This window comes from Bifidobacterium aquikefiri, from assembly GCF_002259795.1.
In the GTDB taxonomy this organism is placed as follows: Bacteria; Actinomycetota; Actinomycetes; order Actinomycetales; family Bifidobacteriaceae; genus Bombiscardovia; species Bombiscardovia aquikefiri.
Window position 1 is genome coordinate 87,042 of the sequence record NZ_MWXA01000001.1, and the last position, 15,418, is coordinate 102,459.

General features: G+C 53.5%; 15 protein-coding genes. 13 read left to right on the forward strand and 2 right to left on the reverse strand.

Features of this window, described 5'->3' with window-relative positions:
• Positions 1-59 precede the first annotated feature (59 nt).
• From nrdJ to BAQU_RS00440, 11 genes are all read left to right on the forward strand, one after another.
• The gene (gene nrdJ / locus BAQU_RS00390) at positions 60-2,285 is read left to right on the forward strand and encodes a ribonucleoside-triphosphate reductase, adenosylcobalamin-dependent (protein WP_094692101.1); all 2,226 of its coding nucleotides are present in this window, start codon (positions 60-62) and stop codon (positions 2,283-2,285) included.
• 41 nt (positions 2,286-2,326) lie between these two features.
• Positions 2,327-3,340 carry a hypothetical protein gene (locus BAQU_RS10340; protein ID WP_158215581.1) on the forward strand — a complete coding sequence of 338 codons (1,014 nt, stop codon included), beginning with the start codon at positions 2,327-2,329 and terminating at the stop codon, positions 3,338-3,340.
• Entirely contained in the window at positions 3,319-5,130 is a 1,812-nt protein-coding gene (locus tag BAQU_RS00400) for an ATP-binding cassette domain-containing protein (RefSeq protein ID WP_094692103.1), read from the forward strand. The genes BAQU_RS10340 and BAQU_RS00400 overlap by 22 nt, the downstream gene beginning before the upstream one ends.
• An 81-nt stretch (positions 5,131-5,211) precedes the next feature.
• Entirely contained in the window at positions 5,212-6,039 is an 828-nt protein-coding gene (locus tag BAQU_RS00405) for an ECF transporter S component (protein WP_094692104.1), read from the forward strand.
• A gap of 78 nt (positions 6,040-6,117) precedes the next feature.
• Positions 6,118-6,612: a cob(I)yrinic acid a,c-diamide adenosyltransferase gene (locus BAQU_RS10735; protein WP_211277057.1), complete on the forward strand. Its 495-nt coding sequence runs from the start codon at positions 6,118-6,120 to the stop codon at positions 6,610-6,612.
• A 158-nt stretch (positions 6,613-6,770) separates the two neighbouring features.
• Positions 6,771-7,385: a DNA-3-methyladenine glycosylase gene (locus BAQU_RS00415; RefSeq protein ID WP_094692106.1), complete on the forward strand. Its 615-nt coding sequence runs from the start codon at positions 6,771-6,773 to the stop codon at positions 7,383-7,385.
• A gap of 362 nt (positions 7,386-7,747) precedes the next feature.
• A complete protein-coding gene (locus BAQU_RS00420) occupies positions 7,748-8,416 on the forward strand; it encodes a hypothetical protein (RefSeq protein ID WP_094692107.1) in 669 nt (222 codons plus the stop codon).
• Positions 8,417-8,509: 93 nt separating this feature from the next.
• On the forward strand, positions 8,510-8,674 hold the full coding sequence (locus BAQU_RS10345; protein WP_158215582.1) for a hypothetical protein: 165 nt from the start codon (positions 8,510-8,512) through the stop codon (positions 8,672-8,674).
• A 414-nt stretch (positions 8,675-9,088) separates the two neighbouring features.
• The gene (locus BAQU_RS00430) at positions 9,089-9,346 is read left to right on the forward strand and encodes a hypothetical protein (RefSeq protein WP_143241925.1); all 258 of its coding nucleotides are present in this window, start codon (positions 9,089-9,091) and stop codon (positions 9,344-9,346) included.
• Positions 9,347-9,362: 16 nt separating this feature from the next.
• Positions 9,363-9,695 (forward strand): hypothetical protein, encoded by a 333-nt coding sequence (locus BAQU_RS00435; RefSeq protein WP_094692110.1) that lies wholly within the window; start codon positions 9,363-9,365, stop codon positions 9,693-9,695.
• Positions 9,696-9,697: 2 nt separating this feature from the next.
• Positions 9,698-10,246: a recombinase family protein gene (locus tag BAQU_RS00440; protein ID WP_094692111.1), complete on the forward strand. Its 549-nt coding sequence runs from the start codon at positions 9,698-9,700 to the stop codon at positions 10,244-10,246.
• Between the two features lie 34 nt (positions 10,247-10,280).
• Here BAQU_RS00440 and BAQU_RS10740 read toward each other — a convergent pair whose 3' ends face one another.
• Positions 10,281-10,622, reverse strand: coding sequence for a DUF4113 domain-containing protein (locus tag BAQU_RS10740; RefSeq protein ID WP_158215583.1), 342 nt, complete (start codon positions 10,620-10,622; stop codon positions 10,281-10,283).
• 3 nt (positions 10,623-10,625) lie between these two features.
• On the opposite strand from BAQU_RS10740, the gene BAQU_RS10355 reads away from it, so the two are divergent.
• Positions 10,626-11,171 carry a hypothetical protein gene (locus BAQU_RS10355; RefSeq protein WP_094692113.1) on the forward strand — a complete coding sequence of 182 codons (546 nt, stop codon included), beginning with the start codon at positions 10,626-10,628 and terminating at the stop codon, positions 11,169-11,171.
• 10 nt (positions 11,172-11,181) lie between these two features.
• On the opposite strand, the gene BAQU_RS00455 is transcribed toward BAQU_RS10355, so the two are convergent.
• Positions 11,182-13,770: a glycoside hydrolase domain-containing protein gene (locus BAQU_RS00455; protein ID WP_244568380.1), complete on the reverse strand. Its 2,589-nt coding sequence runs from the start codon at positions 13,768-13,770 to the stop codon at positions 11,182-11,184.
• A gap of 438 nt (positions 13,771-14,208) precedes the next feature.
• Here BAQU_RS00455 and BAQU_RS00460 point away from each other — a divergent pair, with 438 nt between their 5' ends.
• Complete coding sequence (locus BAQU_RS00460; protein ID WP_094692115.1) at positions 14,209-15,408, forward strand: hypothetical protein; 1,200 nt, start codon at positions 14,209-14,211, stop codon at positions 15,406-15,408.
• Positions 15,409-15,418: the final 10 nt, after the last annotated feature.

Below are 15,418 nucleotides of genomic sequence, written 5' to 3' on the forward strand. Positions count from 1 at the left end.
TTTGATTACTATATCTAGTGGTTTTAAAAATTAGTGATTGTATGTGAAGGGGAAGAACCATGGACGAGGGATCTGTCATCACGCTTGATCAAGCATTCGTTGACCAAGTGAATCAAAGCGTTGAACCTCACTGGGGGCCACTTGGCTGGGTTACCTATAAACGCACATACGCGCGTTTCATTGACGCTGAGAACCGGTCCGAGGAATGGTCTGAAACAGTACAACGCGTGGTTGAGGGCAATATCAATCTTGATCCCAGACTGCATGATGACAGTGTTACGGATAAGGATGCGCTGGTTCGCACACTCACCAACGAGGCTCAGAGCTTGTACAAGCTGATCTATGGTCTTGCGGCAACCCCATCTGGACGCAATTTGTGGGTGAGCGGAACGCAGTATCAGCGTGAGCATGGCGATTCACTCAATAACTGCTGGTTTATTTCCATAAAACCACAACGCTACGGTGATTCCGCAATTGTTCCATCGTATGTGAATGCGCAGCAAGAAACCGTGTCGATGCCCTTCGCATTCATGTTTGACCAACTCATGAAAGGCGGCGGTGTCGGATTCTCTGTTACTCGTAACAATATTGAACACATACCGAAGGTTGCGTGCACCCGCAATCTGACCATTGTGGTAAGCAGCAAGAATGGGTCGGCTGAAGAAGCTTGCAAATCCGGTGCGGTTGACCGAGATGAATGGTTGGCTCACCATCCAGTTACGGAAGATGCGCCGTTCTATTACGAGGTTCCTGATACACGTGAGGGATGGGTGGAAGCGCTTGCGACAGTCATTGACGCACACTTCGACTATTTCCCGAAAGCCCACGATTCAATCGTCATAGACATCTCACGCATTCGTGCACGAGGAGAACGCATTCACGGCTTTGGTGGAACAGCCTCAGGAGCAGCACCCCTTGTCGAGATGCTTCTCGATGTCAATTCGATTGTGAATGCGGCGGTACACGGACATCTCTCATCGGTGGACGCTACGGATATCGGCAATCTGATAGGCAAAGCTGTGGTTGCAGGAAACGTTCGGCGTTCTGCTGAACTGGCTTTGGGAAATTGGGATGATGAAGCCTTTGTGACGATGAAACAAGATCAGCAGAAGCTGTACCATCACCGTTGGGCTTCCAACAATTCTGTAGCAGTCTCTGGTGATAGGCAGGAATACGAAAGAATTGCTGATTCCATCAGGGTTAATGGTGAACCTGGAGTTGTTGATCTCGATCTCTCTCGACATTACGGGCGTCTTGTCGATGGTCGTTCAGATTCTTCGGATATTCTCGCGGAAGGAACAAATCCTTGCGGTGAAATCACGTTGGAGAATGGTGAACCGTGCAATTTATTCGAAGTATTTCCTGATATTGCACAGCAGCAGGGTTGGGATCTTGGGACTGTGTTCTCTCTTGCAGCTCGATTTGCGAAGCGAGTGACTTTCGGTCATTATGACTGGGAGGTCTCACGTAAGGTCATTGAACGTAACCGGCGTATTGGTATCTCTATGTCAGGTATACAAGACTGGTTCCTGAACCGTTTTGGTCACCGGGTGGTTATAGGATTCACACAGCAGCGAGAGCCGATTTTCGATAAGCGTGCAATTGCCGAGGTTGACGCATTATATCGTGATGTAGTTCAGGCAGACAACGCGTATTCCGCGCAACTGCATTGTCCGACATCACTTAAGCACACCACGGTGAAACCCTCTGGAACAGTTGCCAAGTTAGCAGGAGCTTCAGAAGGTATGCATTTCCATTACGCACCATACCTCATACAGCGCATCCGTTTCCAGGAAGACGACCCATTGCTTCCAGCGCTTCAAGCTTGCGGATACACGATTGAGCCCGATGTGTATACGGAACATACGATGTGTGTCGAATTCCCAGTCGAAGCCGAGAATGCCGATTCCCAGCGTTTTGCATCAGCAGGAACAGTGTCGGCTCAGGAGCAGTTGGCGACGCAGACGTTCTTGCAAACCTATTGGGCAGATAATGCAGTGAGCTGCACGATAACATTCCAAGAGAGTGAAAAGCCATCATTACCCAGCATCCTCAGTGACTATGCAGGCCTGATTAAATCCACTTCCATGCTGCCTTATTCGGGTGCAGGATTCAAACAAGCCCCCAAAGAACCCATAAGCAAGACCACATATGAGCACATAGTTGGCCAGATTAGCGATGATCCTCATCAAGTGTTCTTGCGGTTGAACCCTCAGCATGATCGTGACGACCTTGTTCTCGTCGATCAGAGCGATTGCGTGAGTGGCGCGTGCCCGGTTCGTTAGGTGTTGTGGAAACATCCTCCGAATTGTCTGCATACGAAGCATTGAAAACATCATCTAAGTTCACCCAGCCGTTGGAAAAGCTGCATGGTGCGATGCTTCGCAGACATCGTCAGCTTGAGCAGTTCGCACTCATGGCCTTCCATAGACTTTCGTTGGCAGCAGTGTTGTGGCATCATCTCGCCATAGTTTTCATATGTGGCATGAATCTGTCAATACCTTTGCAAATGTGGATTATCGTGCTGCTCGTATCCTTCGAAATGATATCCTCTCGAGTCAGACCAGTGCTGACAACACTTATGTATGGCACGATCATGGGACTGATGATAACGCTCGCGGCACTGGTGTTCGATACAGAAGGCAGTGCAATTCTGATACATCTCTGGGGATGGATGCCGACAACACAGGCACTGCAATCCGGAATATCTCACGCATTATCGTTTCTCATCATTATGATTGTGGCACTTTCGCAAACGCGTAATGCTCACAGCTTGGGATCGCCAAAAGCGATGCAACATTGGATGCCCCAATTTTCAATAGTGCTAAGCCTATGCATGACCATGATTCCTGATCTCGCACGGCAAGTGATGTCACTACGCTTCCTTGTCAAGCGATATCAGGCATGTAGAGTGGACACTGCGACACAATATTCCGGCGGATGGCATCGTGACAATTCGCGATGTATCTTGGTACGAGCACTCATGTATACAGTTTTGGTTGAATCAATACAGTGCGCTTCAACACGTGCCGGTGCGCTCACTCGGGTAGTATCCACCTCTTCGAGCGATATGCGCCTTCGCCATCGCCCACCACAATCTTTAGACATGCTACAGCCACCTGGCCGTCAGAGTGCGGCTATGAGATGGACCAATGCCAACCGTGTGCGCTCTGAGAGGTCACGTCGCTTCGTCGCTGTTTCGGGAATGCTGTTCCTGCTCTTAATGGTGCAGCTGTGGAATGAATCTTTTAGGGAGAGTGTTTTCAGTGTTACCTTGCTTGTTGCCTTACCATACCTGTTTGCAATGGAGGAGCTGATATGGGCGAAATTGCACGCATAAGCCATTACAGCTACATGTATCCGCACTCGCAAGCATCGTCTTGTGGCGAGTCTCCTCAGGCATTGAATGACGTATCTTTCACCGTTTCACAGGGAGAATTCATTGTGCTCACCGGCTTCACAGGAAGTGGAAAGACAACCTTGTTGCGTCATCTCAATCCTGATTTTTCCTTGCAGGGAAAACATCAAGGGTGTGTGCACGTTGCAAAGCGTACCAGAAGTAACGAGTCGGGCGAGAGCAGCAATGTGCGGATTGGATACGTTCCCCAGCATCCGAAAGACGTTATGGTAGCGGAAACACTGCGCGATGATCTCGCAATCAGGCTTTCAAGTCCCCAAGCGAGTAAACACAGAAGCGCCACTAATGTCGAGACATTAGCGTTGATGGCAAACGACATTATTGGATTCCTTGGTATTGCATCCATCGTTGACATCCCAGTTTCGCAGTTATCTGAGGGGCAGAGCCAGCTGGTGGCATTAGCGGCTGTCCTCTCAACGAGGCCAGACATGTTGCTACTTGATGAGCCGACCGCCTATTTGGATTCAGTGACTCGCAGGAATACCCTCGATGTATTGCAACGTCTCAATATTGATGATGGCCTCACCATAGTCATTGCAGAGCATCGCCTCAGTGGATTACTGCCCATGTCTGATCGGATCATTGCTTTGCACCATGGGCGAATTATCGTTGATGATCAACCTCGTGTGGCGTTGCGAACATTATATGCTGATCCTGAACTACGACCTCTGATTCCTGATGTCCCTAGAGTTTTTCTCGAATATTATTGCCGGACGTCACAGCTGAATCATCACATGCACAGCAGCGAAGCATGTGTGCCGCTGGGAGTTGGAGAGGGAAGACGAGAACTGGAATCCATCACAGCATACGGCGACAATGCATCATGTACAAACAAAGATCCTCTGACAAGCCGGATTATGAACACCACTGACGCGCAGACCGCAACTGAGGATCCGCACGTTTCACCAATCCTACAAGTGAACGGACTGAGTTACACGTATCCGCAGGCAAGCAGGAGCGCATTGGAAGATATCACTTTCACTGCCAACGCAGCTCAGGTAGTCGCGGTGACGGGACAAAGCGGAAGCGGGAAGAGCACACTATTTCAGCTGCTCAGCGGTGTGATTAATCCACAGTACGGCACTATCACATGGGACATGCACAATGACAACGAGACTGAGCATCAAGTCTCGAACAAGCATCAGGGTGACCGGAGTCGCCCGTGGAGCATATTCCACAATCGCCATGCTCATACCCGTCGCATGCATCCTTCTCAGGCGGGTCCATACATTGGATACGTGCCGCAGGACTGTCGCATCTTACTGAATTTCGAGGCTGGATATAACCCCGAACAATCAATAAGTCATGGGATTTACGACGCAAGCAATGGGGAACAGCAGTTGAAAACAGTGATGAGTGTCATCCGTGAAACACACCAGATCCTTATATTGGATGAACCAACACAGGGTTTAGACACCAATGCAACGAAAATTGTCGGGCAAGCCCTAGTCAGAAAAGCCTCACAGGGCTGCCTAGTGATGATATCTTCTCATGATCCCGATTTCTGCATCACATATGCCACCCAAGCCATCGTCATCATGGGCGGACACATAGTCGCATACGATACCCCTCAAAGCATCATCGGCAGCCAACACTATTCAACGACTGACATCCACCGATTATTCGCTCATATTGACAACCGTATCCTTACCTTGCCGCAATCCGAAGCGTTTATTGCCGGACAGGTAGGGCAAGAGGTGCAAATGCCCTAATACCTATTGTCGTAATCTCCATATCACATTAATCATCTTCCCAAGTAATGAACAGTATGCAAGAAAAGAGCAACTGATTTGATGAGCAGTCATATAGCACAAGAATCAACGGCACATACTGATATCGATAGTGCCAACGATCTAGAGGAACAGACCAATAATCCACATCCAACACCGGCGCAGCATATTCGGACGATATCGCTCGTTTTTCTTGGGCTCCTCGGTATATGCCTCATACTCCTCCTCGTCCAATCCGTGTTCCGCATGGATACCGCCTACGCATTCGCAATAATTATCGTTCCCGTGATTGCGGCAGTAGCCCTGTGGATAATAGAGAAACAGAAGCTGGATACCGTTACCCTCGCGATAACTGCTGCGCTTGCGGCACTTGCTGTTGTCTCCAGAATCGTGAAAATACCAATACCAGATGTAGAACTTACTAGTTTTCTGGTGATTCTTGCAGGGTTGTCACTTGGACCCGAATCAGGTTTCCTTACAGGGGCTCTCAACGCACTCATCTCAAATGCTTGGCTTGGTCAGGGCGCCTGGACACCGTGGCAAATGCTTGCGTGGGGGATCATGGGAGCTGCTGCTGGTTGGATACGAGGATACAGATGGAGTCAGAATCGTATCGTGATGTTTGTTTGGGGAATAGTATGGGCTTTCATATTTGGCTGGATTCTTGATATTTGGTCATGGCTCACCTATATCCGTGTGTACACCGTACCGGCGTTCTTTGCCTCTCTTGCATCTTCGGCACCGTTTGACATGATGAACGCGATCTCTACAGGTGTATTGCTGCTCATCACCACCCCATGGGCTGTCAACCTGATTCGTCGCGCTCAAGATGACAACACCGTGTCGCCAGAAACTTCCGATGCTCATGTGGTACAAGAGCCTTACGAATAAGAGCCGCGAGGTTGGGAAGGGTATGAGCATACGATGAAGATTTATACAAGACGAGGTGATGCGGGTTCAAGCAGGCAAATGAATGGTCATAGCATACCTAAATCAGATCCTCAGATTCTCGCTGTCGGGGTTCTCGATGAAACGCAATCCTGGATTGGTCTCGTCATATCGGATCTATCTCCGGCTTGCACTCAGCTTGAGTCTAAGCTACTGCATGTTCAATCCTTGCTGTATCTACTTCAGGCAGACATCAGTATTGATAATCGTTGCAGCATTCATGATAATGACGTGACGATAATGGAGCATGAGATTGATTCTATGATGAGTGCTGTGCCTGCTATTCATGCTTTCATTCTTCCCGGAGGAGGACATACAGGAGCACAGCTGCAATATGCCCGAACCCTAGCCCGTGGGGCAGAACGAGCGTGTGTGGCATTCCACAGCACACGACCCGATCGGGTTCAGCCTGAGAGTATGCGTTTCATTAACCGTCTCTCAGATTATCTATTTGCAATGGCTCTGTACGCGAATCATCTCGACGGCATTCCCGAAAAAATGTCCCGAGAATCATGAACCAGGATATGCATATCGATTTCGACGGATATCGGGATACGCGAATTTGCATATCGCAACCAGCTCCCCTATCGGAGGGGCAATATCACGATATAAAGTTGCACCTGTGTGCGGGAAAATTATGGTAATTGTTTTTTTTGAGGGGGGGGGGGCAGTCGTTGCAATTAGCTCGTTCTGACCTGGCTTTCCTTGAAGGTTCTGCAGATGAAGCTGCACAAGGCCTACTTGGATGCGTGTTGTCAAGTGATATTGGAGGTTTTCATACCAGTGTGCGCATTGTTGAAACTGAGGCATATGACCAAGATGATCCAGCTAGCCATGCATTTCATGGTTTGAGTCGCAGGAATCGTGCATTATTTGGGCCTGCAGGACACGCATACATATATGTTTCTCATGGCATATATCATTGCTGCAATATCACGGCAGGTGTTGAAGGTTATGGAGCTGGAGCACTTATACGAGCTGTTGAACCAATTGATGGCATCGATGTGTTGCAGTCTAGAAGAGCCAAAAATGCGGTTGAGCTCACAAACGGTCCAGCTAAACTCTGTCAGGCGCTCGGCATAGACATGAGCTTATATGGGCATGATTTCACAAGTTCACCATTGGTGCTTCGCTACGCCGCATTGCGGCGAGGGGAGCGCATTGTGCGAACCCCTCGCGTTGGCATAACCAAGGCGACAGAGCGTTTGCGACGTTTCGTGATTGCAAATAATCCCTATGTTTCCAAGGCTCCACGATCGATTCGCAATCGTAGCGAATTCCTATTGTGAAATAGACGACCGTTTGGCCGTGCATTACAGGCGTAGCGACTGCATGTATCCCGGTGCAATTCCCCTCTTGGGGGTTCTTTCTTTCTGGCTGCTATGACAGTCGGAGTCTGATGTTGGCATGATCACTGTTCTTTCGCGTCAGTCAGCTAGATTGGTGGTCAAAGCCAGTTGCACGGATTTCAGAGCAGTCACGCTTCTCGAGCTAACGAGGTAGGGAGTAGAGTCGTTTGCACCGGTTGGCGATTACGAGACGGGTGCCATTGCAGAGGTGGTCGTAATGAGGCAGGGGTCGATTCGTTTTCTGCGTCTTGGGTCTTGTCGGGAGTGTGGTTGCATGGGCGTTGTGGAGTGGGCGGTCGGCGATGGCAGGAACTGATCATGGCAGTCGCAGACTGTTGACCCGACGGGGCTGGCGACGTGTGCTGTGGTGGGCCGGTCTCGCCGCTTTGTTCACCGCGGCGGCGGTGGATTATGGCATCTGGTGGACGATTTTCCCCACGTTGATGATCGGCACCATCATTTTTTCGCCCTCAGTGTGGGTTTACACGGCTCTTGGCGTGAGCCTATGCTGCTGGATCGCCGTTTTGCTGTTGCATGAGAGCGTCACACCTACGTCCGTGAAATTCGGACGGCTGCGACGTGTCGTGGTTGCCGTCATCGTCGTTGTGGGATTGGCTGGCGTGCTTCCGATGACTGTATTCACGGGGTTTACTGCTGAATCTCAGTACCGGGTGCTCTCACCGGGCACTCCGGCGGGATGCCGTGTGGTGACGTCCATGGCACCGATGCTGGAGGGCACGGCCGGGTATGTGTATCTCTCGACTCCGGGATCGATCGTTCTGCACCGCGTGCCCACATCTTGGTTCTCGTACTGGTGGTGGTCGAATGACGGTTCCAACAATGGATACAACCCCATCGATGCAGGGGAATGGTCGCTGTGCTGGGATGGCGACCAAGGGTACTTGTCCATCAGGCTTAGGGGGTTGGCGGATGATGGGCACTCAGCAACATTGACCTGTCCGCGCCGGTAGGTTCACTTGCTGGTATTCCGTTCAGTGGTGGGGATTGGAGCAAGCCCTTAACGACGTGAGAGATACCCAAACCAACAAGCGAGGAAAACGGCAATGGTGGCAGTGAGGGTCAAAGCCGACGCCCTTCAAGAGAACCAAAGGAAAAAGCAGTTTGCCGATCAGGAAGATAGCGATCGGGGGAGGTGGATTCCGGTCGTTACTTTTGTGGCTATCGTATTGGTGATGCTGTGGTTCGGAAAGTATATGGGAAGTGTATGAACTCTCTAACCCCTAGTTCGTGGTCTAGGAATGCGAGCTCCCTGCTTAAGGCTTCGGTATTGGGCACGGGGATCTGTACCGCCCTTCTTCCGCCCCTAGTAATAGTCCTGAACGGGTGGAAGCTAGTTCATCCTTCTGAGACCATGAAGAGATTCATCGATTACCCGTTGTATTCGGTTAGTTGGGCAGCGCTTCTCTTCTCCGTCATAGTCATTATCGTTAACTCCAGAATGTGATGTGTAATTAATGACCGTTTTCTAGACAATCCCACGGCCTGCCGACCCAGGCCGTTTTTTCATGCTGAAACGTGTATGGAAACCCGTGCAAGAATCAGAGTGCAGTAATCGCTTGATTGGGTTGAGTTTCTTCACATAAGAACCTGCACGTAGCACGAAAGTGTGCTATACTTATGTCGTGTCTTCAAGGATGGTGTTTGCCCGCTCGGCCGAGCGTCATGGTTACACGGTCGCCGATGTGCTGTTTGCGTATCAGCATCTGATTCGTCGTAAGGTGCTGGTGCGTAGCGGTGAACGCTATCTTAAGTTCACTGGACTGCACCACGGTGACCCGCTGGTGCCGAGCATCGAGGTCATGATGAAGATCATACCGGGGCAGGGCATCGTGGTGTTCCATGTGAACGCCGAACAGGGTGGCTTCTGGGACAAGGATTGAAAGGTAGGTGAACCTCATGGCATTGCAGGACGAGACGTGGCAGTGGGATGATTCTCAGGCGGTGGAGAGTACCGCCGCCCAGGCTCAGGTTGAGGCCGATCACGATTTGATGGAGGCGGCCGGCACCGATAATGTTGCGGATGCCGTGGCTGTATTGATGGGCAGGCCTCGCCTGGGGGACAAGCCCAGGGAGAAGAGCGTGCAGATTCATTTCAAGGCTTCCGAGTCGATGGCTGCCTTCGTGGACGAGCAGCGCAAACAGTCTGGAATGCGCAACAAGTCCGAGTATCTGCGCATGCTCATAGAGCAGGAGATGAAGCACCAGCACCACCGGTTGCAGGCCGCGTGACCATGATCGTCGGTTATGCCAGGGTGAGCACTCTGGAGCAGAACGAGCGGTTGCAGACCGACGCGCTCACCAGGGCAGGATGCGAACGGCTGTTCACCGACCATGCGTCCGGCGCGAAGGCGCACCGGCCCGAACTGGACCATATGCTCGACACCATCCGCGAGGGGGACACGCTCGTCGTGTGGAAGCTCGACCGGCTCGGCCGTAGCGTGCAGAACCTCGTCGATCTCATGAACCTGCTGCAAGTAAAGGGAGTGGGGTTCAAAAGCCTGACGGAGAACATGGACACCACCACACCCGGAGGCGTGCTGATCTTCAACGTGTTCGCCGCGATGGCGCAGTTCGAACGCGACCTGATACGGGAACGCACCAACGCGGGATTGCAGGCCGCCAGGGCCAGGGGACACCTGGGTGGCAGGCCATCCAAGCTTGACGGGAGGCAGCGCAAACGCATCCGCGAACTCTACCAGGGCAGGACGCTCACCGTGCAGGAGATCGCCGACCAGTACCACGTCAGCCGGCAGACCATATACAGCGTCATCAAGGCATAGCTAGCTAGTTATATAACTAGCTAGCTGCATCCGCTCATCGCGCCTCCGCCACGGTCAGCTCATCCCACCGTGTGGGAATCCGGTTGCTGAGGTGCTGTCGTTTCATGTTCCATCCCGTTGAGGGTCTGATCGGTGGCGGTGCTGCATGGATGCGCAGTGGACGGGAGTATCGTGTTGGAACTTGTGATAGCTCTGGATATGAAAAAGGGTTGGTTGCTGGATAAGGTTCGGTCGGTTCGTAGGATGGCTGGAGGTGCCGATGGGTCGTTGGCGCAGGTTGCTTGGTTGGATTGGCTCTGTCTGCTTCCTTATCCCGCTCGTTCCGCTCAGTGATCCGCAGGTGCGCACTAGCGTGGGAATCAGTGTGTGGGAACATCCTATGATGCCGCTGCCAGGGATGGTGCTCACACCGGAGACGTTGCTGACTACTGCCGGTCTGGTGCTCGGCGCTTTGTGCTGGCTTGCCTACGGAGTCCTGTGCATGGTGGCCGCTGGCAGACCCGGCGCGGCGGCCGGCCAACGTGTCGTTACAGGCCATGCGCGCAGGGTTCTGTGGCTTCTGACGCGCGTCATCCTCGCATTGGCGGTGTTCTGGGGATTGCTGACCGCCGGGTTCACGCTGCTGTTCGCCGATAGTTATCATGTGCTCGCGCCGCGCAGCGCTGCCGGCTGCGCCGTCGTCGTCTCGTTCGGCGAGGGCATGGCCAACTCCTCCGGCGACGTGTATCTCAAGCAGCCCGACTCCCCATGGCTCGTAGACACCGGCGGCAACTGGTCGCAGGTGCATGACGTTGTTGCCGATCCCATCCGCGAGGGTGCATGGTCGCTCATATGGCAGGGCCGTGCCGCCCATCTGAACATCTGGGGACACGACGGCACCGTGGAGTTCCAGACGTCACCGCACGGGATCACCTGCGATCAATGATGCGTGGCTTTCATCTGCTCGGTGAGGCAAGGAACCTGGCGTACACGCGGGCTAGCGCATCCGCTTGGCTGGCGGAGGGCATACCCGATGCCTTTGCTGCTGCCAACAGCAGTTTAGTGGTGAAGCCGAGGTTGACGCCCCACACGTCGATGCCATTGAGAACCATGGTGAACGCTGCAGACACGTTGTCCGGGTTTGCGTTGAACCGGCTGCTGTAGAAGTTTCTGATCCGCTGGTTGCCGTCTGCCTGATAGATCGAGCGCATCGCGTTGCCCAGCGCCAGCCCCGAGGTATCGCCGCTCATGGCTTTCTGCAGGAGCCACCCGTCGGCGTCCGCCAGCACATCGGCGTATGCGAAACCTCCGTCTGCGTCGACCACGCCAAGGCGCTGAGCCGCCCATGTCGACAGGTCTGCGTTTTCTCCGCTTCCTTCGTAGGAGCCCCAGAGCTGGAGCAGATCGAGCAGCCATCCGCCCAAATCACCGGCATCCGACTTGTTTGCGGCAATGTCAACGCCCCAATCGCGGTAGCCAAGGCAGGTGGCCGCCATGTGGGGGACATCCCGGTAGGATGTATTGACCGATGGCAGACTTCCAGTGGTTCCCGCAGTGCCGAGCGCTTCTTCGACAGCGGCTCTCGCAAGGACCTCCTGCTCATTTGTTGCCGGCTCCGGCGTATAAGTGTGCCACATTATGGATTTCTCTTCTCCGTCGGACCAGTATGTCGGTTTTCTTAGCCATCCGAGGATGTAGTCGGGCATGAACCCGGCGTAGGCGTTCATGGGGTTGAGCAGGCTGTTGGCCGCGTATATCGCCTTCTCTCCCTTGATCTCGGCGCTGACGATCCAGTCGTAGAGGACGTCGAGGCCGAACTGTGCGGGGGTGTCCCCGTCCTTTTCGGTGGGTGGCAGGGTGAGGGATGCTAGGTCGATGGCTGCCGCGCGCGATGAGATGGCATCCTTGTCGATGCCTATGCTGCTGCCGCCCAGGCTGGCGGTGGTTTCCTGTATCTGGTTGTACTGCCATGCTGGCGGCATGGGGAATCCCATGTTGCCCGACCAGCCTGTGGACATGCCGGCCACGAAGACGGCCGATGCCAGACCCTTGCCGGTGAGACTCTGACATACGTTGCGGGTGCCGTACACGCCGATGGCGTATGCGCCGTTGAGGTAGGGCTTCATCCCGTCGGCGATGCCGTTGAAGAAGTCGGATACCGGTCCGGCGATGGAATCCTCGTTCGGATCATAGTCCACTGCGAAGAAGACGGTGGATCCCATGGGCAGTCCCAGCAGCCGGCATCGCGCCGTGGCCTCGGCGCCCTGAGTTTCTCCTTCCGCAGCGGTCATGACGCTGTCGCTGTTGTTGTAGCGTTCGTGGATGGGGAACAGTCTGAGTCCCGCGGCCTTGATCGCGCCAAGCTCGGCGATGGTGATGTTCTTGCCGGACCCGACCGTGTATCGGCCAACATGCGTGTATCCGGCATCGGCGGCGCCTTGCGCCTGGCTGCCGGTGAGCTGCGTCGAGGTGTCGAACCCCTTCGTTGTCCTGTCGGGGTCCCCTGTCGATACAAGCAGCGCGCACCAGGTCCCGTAGTCACCCTCGCCAGTCACTGTCAGTTCCATGAAGGACTGGAAGCTTGACGCCTGTGCGCCGGTCTGCGCGCCGAACGATCCGTCGAATGGTGTGTCCGCATACCCGTTGAGCCGGAGCGCTCCTTGGAAGAGACGGACGTAATGGTGGGAGCTGTCCGCGTCTCCCTGGGAGACCGGAGCACTGTCGCGCAGACCCTGCCTGGTGCCGGGGCCGAAGTTGCCGTTGGCTGTCGCATCGTCCATGCCGAACTCGTACTGCAATCCGTAGAGCATGGCCGTCTGTATCTGCCGCGAGTACAGTCCGTCGCAGGGAACCAGAGCGAAGCTGCCACGAGTGGAGTACATGCCGTTGAGCCACTGTTGCACCGTGCGAATGCTGCCGGTCCCGCTGCCCGTCTCGGGAATGACGTACGCATCCATCGACATCAGCGATGCCATGAGCTTCACATCGATGGACTGAATCGTTGCATCCAGGCCGAGATCGGACCTGACCCGGGAAACGGATGGCACCAGGTTCGTGAATGCCATGGGATCGGTGAAGTTCCATCCCGAATACCCTTTGCACCACAGGCTTCCCGATACCAGGCGCAGCACGTTCTGCGACGTCGTCGATGCATCTATCTTCCCTATCTTCGCCGTGAACGCGGCGGTGGTGGCCGTGCCGAAACCCGAGGACACCGGAGAAATGCCAAGCTCATGCTGAAGACCTCGGCGCAGCCCATAGATCGTGTTCCACCCGGTATTTCCATCCTCCGCAAGACTCACCCATCCGTCAACCGACCCGTATGTTGCGTTGAGCCACTGCTGTGTGGCTAGAACCATTGCATCTGCCATGATAGGCATCTCCTTCAGAGATTCATCAGAATCGATAAACCTGTAAGTAACTGAATCTTGAACCGTTCGACCGGCCACGTACCCTTCGCGTGTGACCGCTCTACAAAGAGCGGGAAGAGGCGTCGGCGTATTACCCAAGCCCGTTCCTACCGCTGGAACCGTCGTCCTTGACATTTCCACGATCATTATATGCAGGCGACACACGCTGCAAGGGTCACGGAACATGAACGTGCGATGAGCAGTAAGTGACGTCTGTGAGCCTGCTTCCTCCCAGCAGTATGATTATGGCAGGCTCCGGTCTCATCGGCGAGAATGGGGGCTTATTCTATGAAGGGGAAAGAAATGATTCATCATCAGAACTCTATGCTCAGGTTCAACGGCACTGCCGTTAGTAACTACTCGCAGTTGAACATGACCAAGCGCATCAACATCACCACCCAATAGCAGGCCAAAGACTCCGACCCTGACAACGGGCCGGAAGGAGACGGCTGACCAGTACCACGTCAGCCGACATACCATCCATAGCGTTATAGGCGCGTGACGTGCTATACGGCTAGTCGGTCATATGACTGCGGCTATTAAGGGGTCTATCGGCAGACTATTCTGAGTCGTATGAAGAATTCAGCGGACGTGGACGGGGCATCATTGATCGATACCAATGTCTGGTTCAGTCATCTTCGTTCATGCCATCTTGATGATCGGGATGCCATTCTTCAGGCGACCTTGGATATTGAGATGTCGCTCACGGGACGCATTGACATGTTTCAGCTCAATATCTTCTTTGCGGAGGCGTCGAAGGAGCTGCGTAATGCCGTGAAGCTTTTAGAAAGCGGCATGTATGATTCCGCGTTCTATTCCGTGAGATCCGCAGTGGAACTGGCCCACATCGTGGCATATTTCTCGGGCGACGATGATCCAGCATCTAGTGAGCTGTATGAAAGATGGAAAAAAGGCGGATGGTTTCCGCCCGATGGGGAGATAAGGAAAAACCTGGCGGAGGTCTGCGCCCCGTTTCAGGAGGTCAAGGCCGCTCTGCCTGAATTCTTCGCTGAACGCAACAAGGCCTTGCGTCGTGCGAACAAGTACATTCACCGGCAGGGGTTCCGCACGTTCTACTCATTGACTCAGAGACCGGAACCCTGGTATGCAGGATATTTGCCTGCGATGCGCGATGAGTTCCATGCGTTCATCATGGGTGCAGTGACCGAGATCATCCTGCTGCGACTGAGCGTGGATCCCTTCCCGATTCTGCTCCGCGATCCTGACGTGATGTATAAGATCCATTATGTTTCTCAGACCAAGCCGCTGTCGGACACGGTCGTGGACCTGTTTCTGACCCCTAAGATAATTGACTCGTACCGTTCCACAAGCTTCTATTCCCAGCTTGCCGAAGAATTCTCGGGTAATGAGCCGTTCTCCAAGGCAACCTACAACCTGTTCAACTTCGGGATATACCATCATGCCGATCACGATAAGATCATGCAACAATTCAAGCTTCTCGGAAAATCGGACCGTATGGCTGTTCGCATCTTCGAATGCATGCCAGACGTGTCGTGCATATTCACAGAATCCGGACTGAAAATGTACATGGCGGAATCATTTGTTCTCAAGAGCGGCCCTCTCATCAGCTCTGACGACTTCAGAACAGATCAAGGACAGCCAGGCATCGTTAACCGGCCTTGCCCCCAGGGATACGAAACTCTCATACACATTGATGGTGACGCCTATATGTTGAATCATGCCCACCCTTTATCCACCGATTCCATGCGGAGTCTTGAAAGACTGAAGTCAGACATTGAAGCCGACTCCTAGAGGATGCCCG